General features: G+C 71.3%; 14 protein-coding genes. 8 read left to right on the forward strand and 6 right to left on the reverse strand.

Annotated features, from left to right (window positions below):
- Window positions 1–36: 36 nt before the first annotated feature.
- From ACFYO9_RS05915 to ACFYO9_RS05940, 6 genes are all read left to right on the forward strand, one after another.
- Entirely contained in the window at window positions 37–2598 is a 2562-nt protein-coding gene (locus tag ACFYO9_RS05915) for a hypothetical protein (protein WP_358774654.1), read from the forward strand.
- Window positions 2588–4084, forward strand: coding sequence for a hypothetical protein (locus ACFYO9_RS05920; protein WP_355804071.1), 1497 nt, complete (start codon window positions 2588–2590; stop codon window positions 4082–4084). The genes ACFYO9_RS05915 and ACFYO9_RS05920 overlap by 11 nt, the downstream gene beginning before the upstream one ends.
- A gap of 156 nt (window positions 4085–4240) precedes the next feature.
- Window positions 4241–4846: a hypothetical protein gene (locus ACFYO9_RS05925; RefSeq protein WP_355804073.1), complete on the forward strand. Its 606-nt coding sequence runs from the start codon at window positions 4241–4243 to the stop codon at window positions 4844–4846.
- A gap of 174 nt (window positions 4847–5020) precedes the next feature.
- Complete coding sequence (locus tag ACFYO9_RS05930) at window positions 5021–5665, forward strand: hypothetical protein (protein WP_355804075.1); 645 nt, start codon at window positions 5021–5023, stop codon at window positions 5663–5665.
- 292 nt (window positions 5666–5957) lie between these two features.
- Complete coding sequence (locus tag ACFYO9_RS05935; RefSeq protein ID WP_358774651.1) at window positions 5958–6632, forward strand: hypothetical protein; 675 nt, start codon at window positions 5958–5960, stop codon at window positions 6630–6632.
- A complete protein-coding gene (locus ACFYO9_RS05940; RefSeq protein ID WP_358774649.1) occupies window positions 6623–7720 on the forward strand; it encodes a hypothetical protein in 1098 nt (365 codons plus the stop codon). The genes ACFYO9_RS05935 and ACFYO9_RS05940 overlap by 10 nt, the downstream gene beginning before the upstream one ends.
- Before the next feature lie 178 nt (window positions 7721–7898).
- On the opposite strand, the gene ACFYO9_RS05945 is transcribed toward ACFYO9_RS05940, so the two are convergent.
- The 5 genes from ACFYO9_RS05945 to ACFYO9_RS05965 all read right to left on the reverse strand — a co-directional run bounded on the left by ACFYO9_RS05945 (window position 7899) and on the right by ACFYO9_RS05965 (window position 11725).
- Window positions 7899–8747 (reverse strand): hypothetical protein, encoded by an 849-nt coding sequence (locus ACFYO9_RS05945; RefSeq protein ID WP_355804079.1) that lies wholly within the window; start codon window positions 8745–8747, stop codon window positions 7899–7901.
- An 87-nt stretch (window positions 8748–8834) separates the two neighbouring features.
- Window positions 8835–9578, reverse strand: a complete 744-nt coding sequence (locus tag ACFYO9_RS05950) for a hypothetical protein (RefSeq protein WP_355804081.1) — start codon at window positions 9576–9578, stop codon at window positions 8835–8837.
- Window positions 9578–10906 carry a WXG100 family type VII secretion target gene (locus tag ACFYO9_RS05955; protein WP_355804083.1) on the reverse strand — a complete coding sequence of 443 codons (1329 nt, stop codon included), beginning with the start codon at window positions 10904–10906 and terminating at the stop codon, window positions 9578–9580. The genes ACFYO9_RS05950 and ACFYO9_RS05955 overlap by 1 nt, the downstream gene beginning before the upstream one ends.
- Window positions 10907–10908: 2 nt before the next feature.
- Window positions 10909–11196, reverse strand: coding sequence for a hypothetical protein (locus ACFYO9_RS05960; protein WP_355804255.1), 288 nt, complete (start codon window positions 11194–11196; stop codon window positions 10909–10911).
- Window positions 11197–11419: 223 nt separating this feature from the next.
- On the reverse strand, window positions 11420–11725 hold the full coding sequence (locus ACFYO9_RS05965; protein ID WP_355804085.1) for a WXG100 family type VII secretion target: 306 nt from the start codon (window positions 11723–11725) through the stop codon (window positions 11420–11422).
- Window positions 11726–12019: 294 nt separating this feature from the next.
- Here ACFYO9_RS05965 and ACFYO9_RS05970 point away from each other — a divergent pair, with 294 nt between their 5' ends.
- A complete protein-coding gene (locus ACFYO9_RS05970; protein ID WP_358774646.1) occupies window positions 12020–16789 on the forward strand; it encodes an FtsK/SpoIIIE domain-containing protein in 4770 nt (1589 codons plus the stop codon).
- Between the two features lie 176 nt (window positions 16790–16965).
- Window positions 16966–17472: a hypothetical protein gene (locus tag ACFYO9_RS05975; RefSeq protein ID WP_358774644.1), complete on the forward strand. Its 507-nt coding sequence runs from the start codon at window positions 16966–16968 to the stop codon at window positions 17470–17472.
- Here ACFYO9_RS05975 and ACFYO9_RS05980 read toward each other — a convergent pair.
- On the reverse strand, window positions 17465–19300 hold the full coding sequence (locus ACFYO9_RS05980) for a serine/threonine-protein kinase (protein WP_358774642.1): 1836 nt from the start codon (window positions 19298–19300) through the stop codon (window positions 17465–17467). The genes ACFYO9_RS05975 and ACFYO9_RS05980 overlap by 8 nt on opposite strands.
- Window positions 19301–19324: the final 24 nt, after the last annotated feature.

Consider the following 19324-nt stretch of genomic DNA (forward strand, 5'->3'; position numbering starts at 1 on the left):
GGCCCCCCAACCCGTCGCGACAGTAAAGTGCGCCCCATGACCGAGGGGGCCGAAGTGCGCATGGCGGCGGGGGGCGCGGCACACGTCCGTGGCGGCAGGGTTCGCCGGGGCAACCGGGCCGTGAGCCTCGGGCAGTGGGGCAACCGGGCGCTGGGCCTCGGGCAGCGGGGCAACCGGGCCGTGCGCCCCCGGTACCAGGGCAACGGAGCCGCGAGCCCCCCGACCGGCAGGAGCGAATCCGCCCGGCGCCGGGCCCTCCTCCGCACGCTCCTGTTCGCCTGCGCCCTCCTCCCCCTCCTGGCCACCGTCACCACCGCCGCCGCCTCCCCCCTCAACACCCCGCCCGCGACCCAAGCCGCCACCCTCGCCGCCCACCTCCGCGCCGCCCCCGTCTACGTCACCGACCAGCTCCCCCGTGCCGTCCCCCGCTCCACCGCCCCCGAGTTCGTGCGGCTCGCCAAGCGGACCGGGGTGCCCACGTACGTTCTCGTCCTGCCGGGGGGCGGGAGCAGCAGTGACAGTCAGGCGCTGCTCGGGGCCGTGCACGATCGGCTCGGGCGGGACGGGTTGTTCGTGCTCGTGGACGAGAGTTCCGTCGTGGCGGCCGGCGGGTTCGGGGTGCGGGTGCCCGCCGACGACGCGCTGACGGTGCAGGCCTATGAACTCCCGTACGACGCAGGCCCGTTGGTCGGCTTCGAACGGTTCGTCGACGTCATCGCCCAGGGGCGCGCAGAAGCGGCGAAGCGTGCCGAGGCCGCGCGCGAGGAGTACGGCGGGCACGGGCCGTACGGCGAGGGCTACAAGGAGCCCGCGAAGATGCACGTCGGTCCCACCGACCGGCGGAACCAGTCCTTCCTGACCGGCATCGTCCTCGGGGCCCTGCCGCTGCTCGTCCTGCTGGTCGTTCCGTACGTACGGCGGTGGCGGTGGCGGTGGCGTCGCCCGCCCACCGGCACCCGCACCAGTAACGGCACCCGCACCAGATCCAGCACCGGCACCCGCACCGGCACCGGCACCGGCACCGGCACCGGCACCGACCGCAGTGACGCCAACTCCCGCTGGTTCAGCCCACGCCGACTCCGACTCCGCCGCCACTGGATCGAAGCCACCGTCGCCGCCGCCCTCGCCGCCCTCGTCGCCGTCACCGCCTCCGCCGTCTTCCACCAGTCCACGTCGAACGCCGCTCCCCCGCCCACCTCCGCCGACATGACCGCCCGCGTCCAACGCGTCGCCGACGGACTGCGGCGCGACCCCGTCTACACCGACCCGGACAGCCCGCGGCCGCTCACCGCCCGGCAGATCTCCGAACTCCGGTCGCAGGTCGGCGAGTTCCGGCGCGGACCCGTGTACGTCGCCGTCGTGCCACAGCTCAGCGAGGACGAGTCCGCCGGCGTTCCGCAGACCTTCGCCGACGCGCTGCACGCGCGGCTCGGCAAGCCCGGCGTCTACGTCGTCGCCGATCCGTACGTCGGAGGCATCGACGTCGTCACGTACGACGTACGCATCGACGCGAACCTCGCCGCCTTCGACGTACCGGACGCGATCAGTTACGCCGGCTCCGACGACCGTTCCGAGGACCATCGGCTCGGCGAGCGGCTCGACAAGCTGCTCGCGTTCCTGGACAAGGCGCCCCGCACGGACGCGCCCGAGACCTCCTCCTACGGCGAGCCCGCCCCCGATCCCGTCGAGGAGAGCACGCTGCCGCGGCTGTTCAGCGGGGATTTCTGGCCGGGGCTGATGCTCGGCGCGATGGGGGCCGGCGTGGTGTTCGCGCTCGTCGCCGCGGGGCTCGGCGTTCCGGGGGTGGTCCGGCGCGTTCGGCGCGTTCGGCGCGTCGGGCGCATGCGGCGCTCCGGCCGGTTGGTGGGGGTGGCGGCCGGCTCGTCAGCTTGGGTGCCGACCCGGCCGGGGTCTTCCTTCGAGGCTCCGGTCGCGCCCTCCCTTAGGTACCTGCGCGACACGGCCACCGAGGAACTCGCCGCGCTCGCCGACGAGTTCGACCCGAACGCCGAGCTCCCATCCGCCCTGCGCACCCGCGTATGGGACTGCCTCGACACCGCCACGCTTCTCGCCGACCGGGAGGGGGGCGGGGCCGCATCCGCGGGTGGATCCGACGGAGGCGGGGCCTTCACGGCCGGATCCGACGGAGGCGGGGCCTTCACGGCCGGGTCCAACGGGGGCCGGCCCTACCCGGGCAGCCCCGACGGACGCGTGCACGACGACGTACGACCCGCCGACCTCGCCGCCGCCATCACCCTCGCCCGCATCGGCCGCGCCGCACTCGCGACCGGCGACACCAGCAAGCCCTGCTGCGCGCTCAACCCCCTGCACGGCCCGGCGACCGGCTGGCGCGAGGCCCAGTACGCGCCCGAGGACAGCCGGCGCCGCACCCTCCCCGTCTGCGCCTCCTGCCGCGTCTTCGTGACGGAGGAACCCGGCCGCGCCTACTCCCTCCGCCTCACGCTGCCGGACCCGGCGGGCGGGCGGGGCGCGGCCCGCGTCCCGTACGACGAGACGCCGGGACCGCTGCGTGCTGCGGCACGCAAGGGTGTGCCCCAACTCATCCGCCAGGTACGGGAGTACGTCGGTGTCCAGTGACCTGAAACGCCGCACCGCGGCCCGCCCGTACGCGACCCTCGCCCTCATCGCCCTCACCCTGGGCCTGTCGGGCGGGGCACCTGTCCCGGCTTCCGCCACCCCCGGAGCCGGCCCCGCAACCGCCCCCGCACCCGGCCCCTCCAGCCCCGGCGAGAAGATCGCCGACGCGCTGCGCACCTCGCCGGTGTACGTCGACCCGTCGTACGCGACGTCCGCCGTGCCGCCCGCCCGCCAGAAGGAACTCGTCGCCCAGATCCGGAAGGCGGGCCTGCCGATCAAGGTCATCCTCGTCCCGCTCGCCACGGGCGATTCCTTCGGCGGCGACCCCGACACGCTGGCGACGGTCGTACGGGACCGCCTGGCGGACGAGGAGCAGGCGGGACGGGATGCCGACCCAACGGGCCCGGGCACGGACCCGGGCACGGACCCGGACCCGGGCACGGACCCGGACGCGGACCGCGACCTCATCCTCCTCACCTCCGAGAAGGACCGGAACGACGACGTCCACGGCTTCGAATGGCCCGAGGACACGCACCAGGCGGACGACGCGGCGGCCGCGGTCGGCATCATGGACGAGTTCGACGACGCCGGCCTCGCCGAACGGACCGCGGGTGCGATCGACCTGATCGCGCGGCGCGAGGGCACGAAGGCGTACGCGAAGGCGTCGAAGGAACTGGACGAGAGCCTGGCCGACCACGTGGGCGCCGGGCCCGACGACGGCGCCGGGTCCGGCGCCTCCGACAAACCCGGATGGCCCGTACTGGTGGGGGCGATCGCAGGTCTGACGTGCGCGGCTCTGCTCGTACGTTCCGTAAGCCGGCGTAGGGGTCAGGGTTGGGGCCGGGGCCGGGGCCGGGGTCGACGCTCCCCGCGGGGCGCCCACGCCACGGCCCCCTTCGCCTTCCCTCAGGCGGTCTTCGCCGCGGCGCGCACGGCGGACGAGAGCGAGTTGCGCCGCCGCGCGGAGGCGGAGGTACTCGCCCTGGGCGATGCCGCGCAGGCCGCGGACGCGGAGACGACGCCCGGGCTGCGGCGGGCCCTGGACGCGTACGCCGCCGCGGGCACCGTCCTCGACGCCGCGCGCGGACTGCCCGACCTCGCCGGTGTCCTGGCCCTGGTCACGGAGGGCCGCGACGCCCTGGACGGCACCCCGGACCCGCTCCCCCTCTGCTTCTTCAACCCCCTGCACGGCCGCGCGGCCCGCCGCATCACCTGGCGCCCCGTGGGCCGCCGCGACCAACTCCGGGTCGGCGCCTGCACGGTCTGCGCCCAAGCGGTACGAGACCGCCGCGCACCCGAGGTGCTCACCGAGATCACCACGCAGCCGGACGCCCCCGGCGAACGGCTGCTCCCCTACTTCGAGGCCGACGCGACAAAAAGCCTCTGGGCCGCCACGGGCTACGGCTCCCTCCTCGACACCACCACCCCGGAGAACGGGCTGGCGCGGCGGGTGGGGCGGGGGGAGTTCTCGCGGGGGCGGCAGTGACCCTCGTCGGAGGGCGACGGAGACGAGGGCGGCCCCGTCGGGGCGGCTTGGTCCTAGTGACGGCGACCCCGGGAGCGAATTCGCCGAGAGCGACTTCACCGAGATCCTCGTCGAACTCTTCGACGCCGTCATGACCACGTTCCGCTGGAGGACCGAGTGAACGTCACCTTCTCCCTCGACACGGACAGCGACGCCACGGTCTGGCCCGCCATGCCGATCCTCGGCGACGGGTGGCGGGCGGCCCGCGAGCGCAAGAAGTGGGCGCGGCGCACCTCGGAGCTGCTCTGGCGGCTCGTCGACGACGAGCCGGTCGACGACAAACAAGTCAAGATGCTGGCCTTCGAGCTCGACTCGGCGGCCGAGCTGATCCCCAAGACCGTGCCGGCGCACCAGATCTTCCTCTACGTCCCCGACCCGCGACGCGAGTTCCTGACCTTCCTCGTGCACGCGGGGCCGAGCGAAGGCGACGTCGAGGCGACGTTGGACGAGCTCGTCCAGAAGAACGAGCCGGGCGCCGTCCAGGACCCCGAGGTCATCGACTTCGACACCGAACGCCTGGGCCGCGGCAAGCGATCGATCCGCTGCTTCGTGGCGGCGAAGGCCGAAGCGATGTGCTGCTCGGTCAATTACGCGTGGCGCCTGGAGTCCCTGGGCATCGACGTCATCGTACGGACGCTCAGCGAGGACACCGGGTGGGTCACATCGAACATCGCCGAGTTCGACGACTTCGCCCGGAGTCTGTTCGTCAATGTGGAGCAGTGAGCCGTCGGTCGCCGGGTCGTCTCGGCCGACTTCGCCTACCCCTCCCAGCAGCCGAAGCTTCCCGACGGCCTGTCGACGCTCCACCAAGACGTCACCGCCCCGGAGAGCGTTCTGCCCTGCGAGGTAGCGTCGGTCACACCCTCACCTCCCCCTCGCGTCACAGGAGAGTCCACCGTGAACCGCCCCACCCTGCCCGTGGCCACCGCTCTGGCCGCGGCCGCCGCCCTCTTCCTGACGGCCTGCGGAGGCGATTCGGAGCCGGACGGCACGGCCAAGGGAGCCGGTCAGGAAAAGTCCGGCGCTTCGGCGCGCCCGCAGGCCGACTCGACCGCTCCGACGGAGACAGCCGACTTCGGTCTTCCCCAGGACATCAAGGTCGAGATCGAGTCCGACACCACCGGCGACAAGGCGAAGGACCGGATCCTCAAAAAGCAGGCGGAGAACCTCATGGCTCGGCAGCGGATCTTTGTCGACCTGGACCCCAAGTCCCCGTTCCTCACGACGTACTTCACCGGCAAGGCCAAGTCGTTCTACACGCAGCAGCTGCAGCAGGCGAGAAAGCGCGGGAAGACCATCTCCGGGACGTACCGCTACTACGACCGCAAGGTCACCCAGCACACGTCGGACCTGGCATACGTCTCCTACTGCGAGGACCAGACGAAGGCGTTTCCCAAGGACATCAAGACCAAGAAGGTCGAGTCCACGACACCGACCCCGAACGACTACACGCGCTACGACACGATCCTCCGGAAGGCGCCCGGCGGCGTATGGCAGCTCCAGGAGCTCAGCGGCCGGTCCGATGCCAAGGAGTGCCAGTGACGTGGGCGCTGAACGTCTGCGCTCCGCCTCCTGCGTGAGCCTCGGCACCCACGTGAAGTTCGAAGCGTCCCCGGAACCGGTCCCGTCGCGACGTCCGTCGGCCTCCGCGTGGGCGCAGCCACCGATCCGCAGACCTGCGACTACCCGAACCGTCCCGCGCCCTCGCATCACGACACGGTGACAGTCCATCGAAATCGGGCGGCTCGTCCCGCTATCTCCCCTGGCGGAACCCACAACCCCGCGGTTAACGTCGGCAGGCTGGAGACACCCCTCGCCCCACCGGGAGCCGACCGTGAATCGCCGCACCACGCCCGTCGTCGCCGCGCTCGCCGCGACCGCAGCCCTGCTCCTCACGGGTTGCGGCAGCGGGGACGACGGAGACTCGAAGGACAAGGACGCGATCGCTGGGGCCGATAAGGCCTCGAAGGCGCCGGAGAAGAGCGGGAACCCCTCGGGGGCTCCGGCCGAGGACAAGCCCGACGGCGTGGACGTGTCGCTGCCGAAGAGCATGAACCTCGTCTTCGACTGGAACAAGCCGAAGGACAAGGACGAGGCGGCGGCGATGAACGACGCGGCGAACTTCCTGCGGGCCATCTACCGGGGCGTGGACAAGCGCACCACCAAGGATGCGGCCCTGTCGGCGTACGCGACCGGGGGCGCGCTGCACTACGGGAAGGTGCAGATCAACGAGTGGATCAAGGGTGGCTGGACCGGTAACGGCACCCGCCGCCATTACCAGTCCACCACGCGATCCGGCCCGGGCGGCAACTCCGTCGAAGTCGCCTTCTGTGCCGACACCGGAAAGTTCTACGGCCAGGACGTCAAGACCGGCAAGATCCTGAAGACCAAGCCCAGCCCCAAGGACTTCTCCTACTACAAGGTCATCATGGTGAAGCACCCCACAGGCAAGGGGCTTTGGCAGGCATCGAAGGTGTTCGTCGAGACGAAGGCGGAGAAATGCCAGTGAGCAGCTCGCGACACACAGTCCGCGCCGGCACCGCGATAGCACTGGCCGTAGGCGCCCTCGTCGTCGCGGCACCTCATGCCGTGGCCGAGCCGGTGGACACCGGCAAAGGCCGCGAGAGCGGCAGCGCTGAGCAGAAGGGCGGCGGCGACGGCAAGAACGGCATCTACGCCGCCGCCAAGGTCCAGTACTCCGGATCCGTCGCCAAGAGCGGAGGCAGCGGCAACCTCGCTGCCGCAGACGTCAGTTGGACGCCACCACCCTGCTGGTACGCCCCGATGTACGGCGCCAAGGAATTCAAGAAGAAGATGTCCAAGGAGCTCAAGGAAGCCGCGAGCGCACCTGGGATGGCGGGGCACGCGGGCGCGGCCATCAATCAGATGCAGCGGCACTACGAGGACGACTACGGCTGGACCGACACCCCCGGGTACAAGGACTACAACGTCGACAAGGACGGCGACGGGATGTTCTGGGCCGCCGTCGAGAACCCCGACGAGCCGGACGTCCTCAAGCGCAGCTCGTGCAGCGACATCCCGTTCTGGGTCGAGAACGGCGAGCCCCCGCCCGCGCAGTACGAGGAGGCCATCAAGCCGGAGATGCTCGCGGCCCTCGCCTACCAGCACATGCGGCTGCCCGACACCAAGGTCTCCCTCGCGCCCGACGGCACCACCAAGGTGAATCTGCCGACCTGGGCCTGGCTGGACAAGGCCGCCTTCGACGACGTACGGGCGACCGCGGCGATCAACGTCCCCGGGTTCGACATCCGCGCGACGACCACCGCCAAGCCCAAGGCGCTGACCCTCGAACCGGGCACCGGCGACGCGAAGTTGATCCCCGCCTCCGGTGAATGCCCCATCGTCGACGGCAAGATCGGTGAGCCCTACGCGAAGGGCAGGTCGAAGGAGACCCCGCCCTGCGGCATCGTCTACGGCCGCTCGTCCGCCGGCGCCACGTTCCCCCTCAAGGCATCCCTCACCTGGGAGATCAGCTGGACGGGAACCGGGCAGGACACCCCGGTGGGCATGCCCGACGGCACCGTCGAGGCAGTACAGGACGTCACCGTGGAGGAAGTCCAGTCCGTCAACCGGTGACGCCCGAACGCGATACGGCAACCTTCATCGAAGGAGCGCAGCCCCCATGCAGCACAAGTCCGTCGAACGCGCTCCTTGATCGTGCCGAGCAGTCGGGCGCGAAGAACAGCGCACGCCTCCGAGGGTCTAGAGCTGCGAACCCCCGGACGACGACAGCCGAGACCCGCTCCCTGAAGACTCAGTCGTGCGGGACTTCCTCGACCACTGTCTCGCCGAAGCGCCATGCACCCCGATTGCCTGCCGCCTCCGCCCGCAGCCCCATCTCCCAGGCGATCCGCGCGGCCCGGTGCTGAGAGACATCCGGGTATTGCTCCGGGTGCACCTTGATGTAGCCGCGCCGGTCTACGGGGTATGTACGCAGAGCCTCGCGCAGTTTCTCCTCCTGCTCGTCCTGCGAGGAGTGGTTGCGGGTGACGGACTTGTACGCCTTGCGAGCCGCGGCGGACGGCTTCCCGTCATCCCGCCGCTTCGCGGTCGTCGAACCTCGCCAGGTCATCCAGCCGACGGATCCGAGTGCGGCCAGAGCGAACGCGCCCGCGCCGAGCAGTTCGCCGGTGGCGTCGGCCTGGCCCGGTGTCCGGGGACCGAGTGCGCCCTCGGGGTCCTCGATGACCGTGACGACCTGGCCCACGTCATAGAGGTCGGAAGGCGTCTTCATCTCGGGGCCCGGAACGCGAGTACCGTCCTGGCGCTTCAGCGTGTAGTGGTGGTCACGGGCTTTACGTCCCTGGGGAGGATCACGCCGTTCCTTCGTCACCGTTGCGGTGACCTCTTTGCCTCGCTGCTGAAGCGTGAGGTCATCGCGGGCCATGCCGGCGACGCCCGCGGACATCACGGAGGCACCCACGATGAACAAGGCAGCGTACGTACTGGCTTCACCACCCACCCCCAGGCGCCGGATCAGCACGATGAGCAGCACCCCGTGCACGATCCACAGAGGCACTTGGAGACCGAGGCCGAAGTCGGCCGCGACGAGGTACATCCCCACAATCGCGGCCAGCACGTAGCATCCGATACCGGTCACCATGGGGACGCGGTACCGCGCGCGTCGCTCCCGGTCCGTGCTCTCCGTACCGGCGCTCATGCTTGGCCCTTCGTTCATCAACCCGACCTCTCAGGCAGCCGGTTCGCCGGTCGCCGAGGGGCTCTCACCGGTCGGCTCGTCCGTCGAGATCGACTTCATGATGCCGCTGAGGACATCTAGGTACTCGGTCCAGTGCTCCCTGTCCTCGGTCATGAAGAGGAAGAGCGCCGAACCCGGACCGGTGCTCAAAGGAACACAGAGCTGAACCTGCCGGATGGTCGTGGGGATGGGATCATCAAGGCCGAAGAGTACGCCAGGCAGCTCCAGCTCCTGGTCGCGGATACAGAGGGCGGACGGGCCGTAGGGCAGCATGATCAGGGCGACCTCGGCGTCCGGATGCTGTTCGCGCCACTGGACGGCTGTGCGCCGTGCCGCCCCCCGCCTGTCCTGGTCCTGCGGGCCGGCCTCCGGCCTCTCGATGAGTACGGACAGCGTCCCCTGGGACAGCTCACCGTCCGGCATGCGCAGCAGACAGGCGGACACGTGTTCGGCGCCCGCCGCGATCATCGTCTGCAGTGCGTACTCGCCGGAGATGACCAGGCTGAACTTCTGCAGGGGCGAGGCACCGGCGAACATCGGGTCGACCGCCTCGGCCATCCGCAGCATGCGCTCCTCGGGTTCTTCTGCCAGGTCGAACTCCGTGAAGCCGGGGGGAAGCTCGAACCAGAGATCCGGAACCTCGGCATAGGGCGGACCGGACGGAGAGGGAAACGCAGGGGTCGGTCGTTCGGCAGGAACCGGATCGGAGAGCCGCAGCGACTCGGTGGGTGCCATCAGTCCGTCAGCTCCCAGGCGCCGAGGCCGATGGCACTGCCGATGGCGACGGCCCCGCCGAACTTGCCGCCGCCCGACCCGGTGGCGATGTTGGCCACGCCGGTGCCCCAGGTCGCGGCGTCGTACTTGCCGGTGCTCGTCTCGTAGGCGTTGATGGCGGTCGGTGCGGTCCAGGCGAGCTGGGAAGCGGCCTGCACGCCTTCCGTGGCGGTCAGTGCGGCACCTCTGGAGACACCCAGCTTGCTGGCCGCCGCCATGATGGGCTTGTCGATCACCTTGGCAACCGGGTCCGCCGCCTTCATGACGTTCTTCGCGGTCGTACCCGCCGTCTTGATGCCGACCTTGGCACCCGCGACGACGCCGCCGGCCCCCCGGCCCGCCTTGAAGCCGGCCATGACCCCGGCCTTCGCCGCGCCGACGCCGGGCACCATGCCCAGCGCGTCGCCGCCGAGCGTGAGCCAGTTGCCGATCCTCTCTCCCGTCGGCGGAAAGAGGCCGTCGATGCCGTACGCCGACGCGTGTGCCAGCAGCGCCACGGCGCTCAGCCCGATCGCCAACGGCGCGAGTACCGGGCAGAAGATGGCGACGACACCGATGACCGAGGCCGCCACGGTGATCCAGTCCGCGTGGCTCTTGATCCACTCGCCGACCTCGGCGAGGACGTCCCCGAGCTTGCCCGGCAGATCCGCCAAGGCCTTCCCGAGGTTTTCCAGCGCGTCCCCGAGCTTGTCCCACATGCCGGGCTCGTTCGGTGCGATGTCCATGGCGGCCTTCAGCCGCTCGGCTATCTCCTTGCCGTACTCCTGGTAGTTCTTCTTCATCCGGCGGCCCTTGCGGCGCAGCTCCTCAAGTTCGAGGTCCTGTGTGTTCACCGCCCGGTTGGCATCCTTGACCTTTTCCTCGTGGTCTTTGGAGTCCCTCTTCTTGTCGTCCTTTTTGTCGTCCGCTTCCTTGAGCTTGTCGACCTTGTCGTACGCGTCCTTCAGAGCCTCGTTGACCAGCGCCGCCTCCGCCTCGAGCTTCACGGCGGCCTTTTGCTTGCGCTCCATGTAGTCGGCCCAGTCGGTCAAGGCGGAGGCTGCATCGCGGAACGAGTCGCGCGCCTCATCCATCTTGGGGCGGAACTCGTCGTCGAACTTCTCCCGGAAGCCCTCCGCGGCCTTGCCCTTCCAGTCGCCGACGCCGGTGCCGTGCAGCACCTGGCAGATCTCGACGAGTGCCTTCGCCGTCTTGCCGACCTTCTTGGCGACGTCGTCCGCCACCGTGTGGTCACCAGGGCAGGGAACGAACCCCAGGGCCGGAAAGTTCTCAAGCAGTGCTTCAGCCATGACTACTTACCGCTCTCCTTGCCTTTCCCCTTGCCTTTCTCGCCCATTTTGGCAAGCTCGTCGTCCAGCTTCTCGAAGGACTCCTTGATCTTCAGGAGCGCTTCCGAGGCCTTCCCCGAGAACTTCGTCAGCTGCTTGATCCCGTACGACCACTCATCACCGAAGTCGTCCATGCGCTTGGCGAGTTCGGGGACACCCATGGCTTCGCCGCTGACCTTCTCCATGTCCCGGCCCGGCTGCTTCATCATGTGGGCGATGTGGTCGAGGTTGTGCCTCACCCGGTTCAACACGGCATAGTCGACCGACAAGTCACTCATTGCGCTCCCCCGTTTACAGATGCATCAAATCGCCCATGCCTGCCGGCCGCGGCGTGACCACGGGCAGCCGACAAGGCTGGGACCAATGGCCGACAGCGTGGGCAGGGACCCACCCCTCTCCCGGACGAGGCCGGGCCGGGGCCACCCGGTGCGTTCGCTGCCGGTTGCCACACCGGGCGTGCCCCGCGGTGCGCGCCTACTTGCGCGCAGCCTTCCCCAGCTCGTCGTCGATCTGCTCGAACTTGTCCGCGGCGTTGGTCAGGTAGTCGCCCATGCCGTCCAGGCCCTCGAGCGTCTTCTTCGCGCCCTCGACGAACTCGTCGAAGTTCTCGTCGAACGCCTTCGACGCGCTCTTCGTGACGAAGCCGGTCTCGACCAGGTTCTTGATGTACTTCTTCAGGCCGTCCAGCTTCTCGTTGAGCTTGTCCTTCTCCTTGACCACGTGCTTGGCCGCGTCACGCATCTCCTGATATGTGACATCAAGGTCCTTGTTGCCAGCCATGAGGCTTCTCCCAATCAACTCGCCGCAGGGCCAACCCCCGTGGCACCCGTAACGCGGATGGTGTGATCTTCCGCTCTTGCGCCAAGCAGCTTACGGGTGGGGCCGGTGGGATCCCAGTCGGGTTCAGTCACAGCTCTGTCATGAGCGAGTGCGAAGCCGTGACCTCCAGCAGGTGTGCCGTCCCGTGACGCGGGCGGAGATGGCCGCGGGACGGGGGCGGCCCCCGGCCGTTGCCTGTGGGAAGGGGGGAGCAGATATCGTCAGGCCCATTGTTCAGCTCCGGGGAGGACGATCGTGCGCCTGACTCTGACCGTCGTCGATCCGTTCGGCGGGGGCTCCGCCGACGTGGTTCTCGACGCCGATCCCGAGTCCACCGTCCAGGACATCGCGGTGGAACTGGCCCGGCAGGTCGGCCACAGCGGGGCGCAGATCATCCCCATCGGCCACCGGCAGCAGGCGCAGCCGCATCAGGTGCCGGGCGGTGGGGCGCCCCTGGTCTACGTCGACGGGTACGCCGTCGATCCCGCCGCCACCGTCGTCACCTCGCCGCTGCGCGACGGCGCCGTCGTCAGCCTCGACGACCCGGCCGGCTGTCTGCCCGGTGAGCCCTCCGGCCTCGTCGAGCTGCGCGTCGCGAGCGGCGCCGCCGCGGGCGCCGTGCACCGGCTCGGCATCGGGCGGTACGACATCGGCAGCGGGCCCGCCGCGTACCTGCGCGTCGACGATCCGGAGATGCCCGCCCGCGCCCTGACGTTGTCGGTCGCCACCGACGGGACGTGTCAGGCCACCCTGCACGGCGAGGAGAAGGACAAGGAGGGCGTGACCCTCGACGGGGAGCCCTTCGGCGTGGAGAAGGAGGAGCCCGAGCCGGCCTCCGCGCCGGCGCCCGAGGGCGAGTCCAAGAAGGACCGCAAGGCCCGCGAGAAGCGCGAGAAGCAGGAGAAGCGGGAGTGGAAGGAGGCGCGGGCCAGGGCTCGCGCCGCGCAGGGCCGGCGCGACACCGTCCCGTGGCCGCTCGGCGCGCAGATCGCCCTCGGCAACACCCTGCTCGAACTCGTCCGCTACACGCCGCCGAACGCCGCCCTGAAGTGGTCCGAGGACGGGGCCGGTCTGGACTACAACCGGCCCCCGCGGCTGCGTCCGCCCGAGCGGCAGACCCACTTCAAGCTGCCCAGCCCGCCCCGGGAGTACGAGGCGCGGCCGCTGCCGTGGCTGATGGCGCTCTTCCCGCTGGTCGGCGCGGTCGTCGCGGCGATGATCTTCAATCGCTGGTACTACCTGATCATGGCGGGGCTCAGCCCCATCATGCTGTTCGGCAACTACTTCATGGACAAGAAGCACGGGCGCACGTCCCATGCGAAGCAGGTCAAGGAGTACAAGGAGCACAAGGCGCGGATCGAGAAGGACGCCCAGGACGCGCTGGTCGCCGAGCGGCTCGACCGGCGCAGCGCCGTCCCCGACCCGGCGGCCGTCCTCGCGCTCGGCACCGGGCCCCGCACGCGGCTGTGGGAGCGGCGGCGGACCGACGCCGACCATCTGCTGATCCGGTTCGGCACCGGGCGGCTGCCCTCCGAGGTCGTCCTCGACGACCCGGAGAAGGACGAGCACCGGCGCCAGGTGACCTGGCACATCGAGGACGCCCCGGTCGCGCTGCCGCTGAAGGGGCTCGGGGTGATCGGCATAGCCGGGCCCGGCGACTCCGCGACCGCGCTGGGGCGCTGGGCCGTGGCCCAGGCGGCGACGCTGCACAGCCCGATGGACGTGCAGTTCTATGTGCTGACCGAGAACACCTCGCGGGAGAGCTGGGACTGGATGCGGTGGCTGCCGCACGCCAAGCCCTCCGGCGGCCAGGACATCAACCTGCTGATCGGCACCGACGCCGAGACCGTCGGCGCCCGCATCGGTGAGCTGACGCAGATCCTCGACGCGCGCGTGAAGGCCGCCGAGCAGAACAAGAGCCAGGGCGCCAACTTCTCCGACCCCGACATCGTCGTGGTGTGGGACGGCTCGCGGCGGCTGCGGTCCCTGCCGGGTGTCGTACGGCTGCTGCGCGAGGGCCCCGCCGTGCACATGTACGCGCTCTGCCTGGACACCGAGGAGCGGTTCCTGCCCGGCGAGTGCCTGGCGTTCGTGGTCGCCGAACCGAAGCCCGACCCGCACGCCCACGCCCTCGCCCACGCGGGCGGCCCGGCCCAGCAGGGCCTCCCCCACGCGCCCGTACCGCCCCAGCAGGCCCCCGGCGGCTTCCCCTCCTTCCAGGCCTGGCACACCAGCGCGCCCGAGGCCCGGCAGACCACCGCCGCCCAGGAGCTGCGGCTGCGCGTGGAGATGTCGGGGGCGGAGCGGCTGACCGACGTGCGGCCCGACTTCGTGACCCCCGCCTGGTGTCTGCGTCTGGCCCGCGCCATCTCGCCGCTGCGCGACATCAGCGGCGAGACCGAGGACTCCGCGCTGCCCGGGTCGAGCCGGCTCTTGGACGTGTTGCAGCTGGAGCCGCCGACGGCCGGCGCGATCACCGCGCGCTGGCAGGCGGGCGGGCAGTCGACGATGGCCGTCATCGGTGAGTCGTACGACGGGCCGTTCGGCATCGACATGCGCAAGGACGGGCCGCACGGCCTGATCGCGGGTACGACCGGTTCCGGTAAGTCGGAGCTGCTGCAGACGATCGTGGCGGCGCTCGCGGTGGCCAACACCCCGGAGAACATGACGTTCGTCCTCGTCGACTACAAGGGCGGATCCGCGTTCAAGGACTGTGTGAAGCTGCCGCACACCGTCGGCATGGTCACCGACCTCGACGCGCACCTCGTCGAGCGCGCCCTGGAGTCGCTCGGCGCCGAGCTGAAGCGGCGCGAGCACATCCTCGCCGACGCCGACGCGAAGGACATCGAGGACTACCAGGACCTGGTGCGGCGCGATCCGTCGCACCCGCCGGTGCCCCGACTCCTCATCGTCATCGACGAGTTCGCCTCCATGGTGCGCGACCTGCCCGACTTCGTGACCGGTCTGGTGAACATCGCGCAGCGGGGCCGTTCGCTCGGCATCCACCTGCTGCTCGCCACCCAGCGGCCGAGCGGTGTGGTCTCCCCGGAGATCCGCGCCAACACCAACCTGCGCATCGCGCTGCGCGTGACGGACGGCGGCGAGTCCACCGACGTCATCGACTCCCCCGAGGCCGGGCACATCTCCAAGAACACCCCCGGACGCGCGTACGTGCGGCTCGGGCACGCCTCCCTCGTGCCGTTCCAGTCGGGGCGCGTCGGTGGCCGCAGGCCCGGCGCCGCCGACCCGGCCGTGCTCGCCCCCTGGGTCGACGCCCTGGACTGGTCCGCGCTCGGCCGCGCCTCGCTGGTGAAGCCGAAGGCCGAGGCCCGCCAGGAGGAGGAGATCACCGACCTGAAGGTCCTGGTCGACGAGGTCATCGAGGCCAACCGGACGCTCGGCATCCCCGCCCAGCACAGCCCGTGGCTGCCCGCGCTCGGCGAGACCGTGCTGCTCGACGAGATCCCGGTGCCCGCGCCGCGCACGGCCCCCGGGGCGCTCACGCCCGCCGCGTACGGCGTCGAGGACCTGCCCGCCGACCAGGCGCGCCGCCCGGTCGTCGTGGACTTCGCGAGCTTCGGCCACCTGATGATCGGCGGCGCCCCGCGCTCCGGCCGCTCGCAGGTGCTGCGGACCATCGCGGGCTCGCTCGCGCGCACGCACTCCTGCGCCGACGTCCACATGTACGGCATCGACTGCGGCAACGGCGCGCTGAACGCGCTGACCCGGCTGCCGCACTGCGGTGCCGTCGTCGGCCGCAACCAGACCGAGCGCGTGGTGCGGCTCATCAACCGTCTCAAGGCCGAACTCACGCGCCGCCAGGACCTGTTGGCGGACAAGGGGTACGCGGACATCGGCGAGCAGCGGACCGATGCGCCCGAGGACGAGCGGCTGCCGCACCTCGTCGTGCTCCTCGACCGCTGGGAGGGCTGGCTGCCCACGCTCGGCGAGGTCGACCACGGTTCGCTGACGGACGAGGTCACCACGATCATGCGGGAGGGCGCGAGCGTCGGCATCCACATGATCCTCACCGGCGACCGGCAGCTCCTGGTGGGCCGGATCTCCTCCCTCACCGAGGACAAGTACGGCCTGCGGCTCGCGGACCGCTCCGACTTCTCGATGCTCGGCATCCCGACGCGCAAGGTGCCCGAGGAGATCGCGCCGGGCCGCGCGTTCCGCAACGAGTCCGGCACCGAGACGCAGTTCGCGCTGCTCTCGGAGGACTCCACGGGCCAGGGACAGGCCGCCGCGATCGCCGCGATCGGGGAGCGGGCCGCGGCGCGCGACGCCGAAGTGCCGCGCCACCTGCGCCCGTTCCGCGTCGACACGCTGCCGAGCCGCATCGGCTTCGAGGAGGCGTGGGAGCTGCGCGACCCGGAGGCCTCGCGCTCCAGGCTGTGGGCGCTGGTCGGCATCGGCGGCGACGAGGTCATGGGCCACGGCCCCGACCTGGCACAGGGCGTGCCGGCGTTCGTCATCGCGGGCCCGGCCAAGTCGGGCCGCTCGACGGTCCTGATGAACATGGCGCGCTCGTTCCGCACACAGGGCGTACGTCTGGTGGTCGCCGCCCCGCGCCTGTCGCCGCTGCGTGAACTGGAGGGCACCGAGGGCGTGTTGAAGGTGTTCACCGGCGACGACATCGACGAGGACGAGTTCGAGGAGCTCATCGAGGAGGCGGACGCGTCCCGCGAGGACCCGGTCGTCGTGCTCATCGACGACGCGGAGATGCTGGAGGACGCGGACGCGGCGAGCCACTTCAAGCGGATCATCCAGCGCGGCGCCGAACAGGGCCTCGCGCTGGTCCTCGCCGGTGACGAGGAGGACGTCTGCAGCGGCTTCTCGGGCTGGCAGGTCGACGCGAAGAAGGGCCGCCGCGGCATCCTGCTCTCGCCGCAGGACAGCTCCAGCGGCGACCTGATCGGCCTGCGGATCTCCCGCAGCCTGATCGGCGGCCCGATCGCCCCGGGCAAGGGCATGCTGCACCTGGGCAACGGCGAACTCGCCACGGTCACCACTCCGTTGTAGGGCTGACCACTTCATGGGCGGATCGGCGAAGAAGACCCGGCGCCGCGCGGCGGAGCCGGCGCTGCGGTACGCGCACGTACCGGGGGCGCGGACGTCGGGCGGGCGGCCGGGCAGGCGGCCGGCGAAGGACGACGAGGAGAGCAACTGGCTCTTCGGCACCCCTGCTGTTCCTCACCGTGCTCGTCGTCGCGGTCCTGTTCGCCCTGGCGGACATGGCCTGGGGGGCGACGCTGTGGGGTGACGTGTCCCCCGCCTGGCCGGGCGGCGGATACGGCTTCGCGATCACCGTCGGGCTGCTCGTCCCGCCCGCGGTCGCGGGGATCGTCGCCCCGCTCAGCCGGGCGAACTGGAAGAAGGAGCCCCTCCGCTCCACCGGCTGGGCCGCGGCGGCGCTGCCGGGAACGGCACTGACCTGCCTGCTGCTCCTGCTCAACTTCGCGGCGGTCCGCCCCAAGCGCCGCCGCCGGGGACCGGAGTGCTTCGCGCACGGCGAGCCCTGCTGGGTCCACGAGCAGTATCCCTACCTGTGGGCGCCGGGGATCGCGGCGGCCGTGCTCTGCGCGGGGATCGGCGGATGGCTCGTGCTCGTGTACGTGCGGAAGCGGCGCGCCCGCCTCGCCCGAGCGCAGCCCGCCTCCCCGGGGCCTGCTCCTGCGGAGCCGGCTCCGCAGGACCTCACTTGACCGGAGAGAGCCGCGCCGCGGGGTTGTCCGCACCGGGGTCATTGGACGTGTAGCCCAGGGTTTTGCCGGACGGGGTCAGGTAGACCGTGTGCGGTGTCTGCGAGCACTGGCTGCCGTTGTCCTTCGCGCCCTTGGCCCTCGCCACGAGGACCCGCTTCGACGCCGACTTCAGGGTGAGCACGTCCGTGCAGGTGTTGTCGATCGGGTCGCGCTGCACGACTGTGCCGACCCGCTGCCCGGGCTTCGCCTGGCGCAGGGTGACGGTGAACGTGCCCAGCGGGATCGTGCCGCCGCTCGCGTCGGCCTTGCCGCGCCATGTGCCGAGGTAGGCCGCGGGGACCCCGGCGTCCGGGGTCGGGTCGGTGGTGCCGGGCGGGGCCGTGGCCGCCGGGGGCTGGTCGTTGTCCTGGCCGCCGGCCGCTTTGTCGCCGTCGTCCGGCAGCAGACCGAAGACGAACACCGAGCCGACGGTGACCGCGGCCATGGCGCCCGCCACGGCGAGCGCGACCGTACAACTCACCCTGCGCCCGCGCCCGTTCTCGCCGCCCGGCCCGGAGGTCGCGGCGACGGAGACGGAGAACTTGCCGGGCGGCCGGGTCTCCGCGTCCGCCGGCGCCTCGGAGCGGGGGCCCGGCACGGGCGGCGTCAGCGGAGCCGGTGCCGGTGAAGCCGGTGCGTGCGCGGGCGGTGCCTGCGCGGGCGGTGCGGAGTCCGCGAACCCCGTCGCCGGCGCGGCGTACGACGGGTCCGGCGGCCCGAACGATCCCGATACGGACGGGGAGTTGAAGGCCACCGGCCCGGACACCGCGTCGAACACCCCCGCCCCGGCCCCCGCACCGAACCCCGCACCAGCGCCCACGCCCGGCCCCACACCCGAACCCGAACTCGATCCCGAGCCGAACCCTGACCCCGAACCCGCCCCCGACCCCGCCCCCGTATCCAGATCCAGCAACCGCACCGCCCCCCGGCTCACCCGCTCCACCACCGGCCCCGGCAGCCACCCGGCCGTCACGAGGCGGGCCGCGCCCTGTGGGGCGAGGCGGCGGGCGAGTTCACCGGGAGCGGGGCGCGCGGCCGCATCCTTGGCGAGGCAGGCGGCCGCGATCTCCCGCAAGTCGCCGCCCAGCGCGCCCAGTTCGGGCTCCTCGTGGACGACCTTGTAGAGCAGCGCGGCCGACGAGTCACCGGGGAAGGGTGACTCCCCCGTCGCCCCGTACACCAGGACCGCGCCCAGCGAGAAGACGTCCGCCGCTCCCGTGACGCCCCGGCCGAGGATCTGCTCGGGCGCCATGTAGCCCGGCGAGCCGATGGAGGCGCCGGTCGCGGTGAGCGAGGCCGTGCCGTCGGTGGCCCGCGCGATGCCGAAGTCGATGAGGCGCGGGCCGTCCAGCGTGAGCAGGACGTTCGACGGCTTCACGTCGCGGTGGACGAGCCCGAGACCGTGCACGTGCGCCAGCGCCTCGGCGAGGCCCGCCCCGAGGACCCGTACGGAGTGCTCGGGCAGCGGCCCGACCTGCCGTACCGCCTCCGTGAGCGAGGGCCCCGCCGCGTACCCCGTGGCGACCCACGGCACGGCCGCATCCGGGTCCGCGTCGAGGACCGGCGCCGTCCAGTCGCCGCCCACCCGGCGCGCGGCGTCGACCTCGCGGCGGAAGCGGGCGCGGAACTCCTCGTCGAGCGCGAAGTGCGGGTGCACGATCTTGACCGCGACGGTGCGGCCGCCCTCGCTGCGCCCCAGATAGACCCGGCCCATGCCGCCCGAGCCCAGCCGGCCGAGGAGCCGGTAGGGCCCGATCACGGTGGGTTCGCCGGCTTCGAGCGGATGCATGACCTTGGCCTCCCCCGGCCGGTG

Origin of the sequence: Streptomyces sp. NPDC005863, from assembly GCF_042871345.1 — a bacterium.
Lineage (GTDB): Bacteria > Actinomycetota > Actinomycetes > Streptomycetales > Streptomycetaceae > Streptomyces.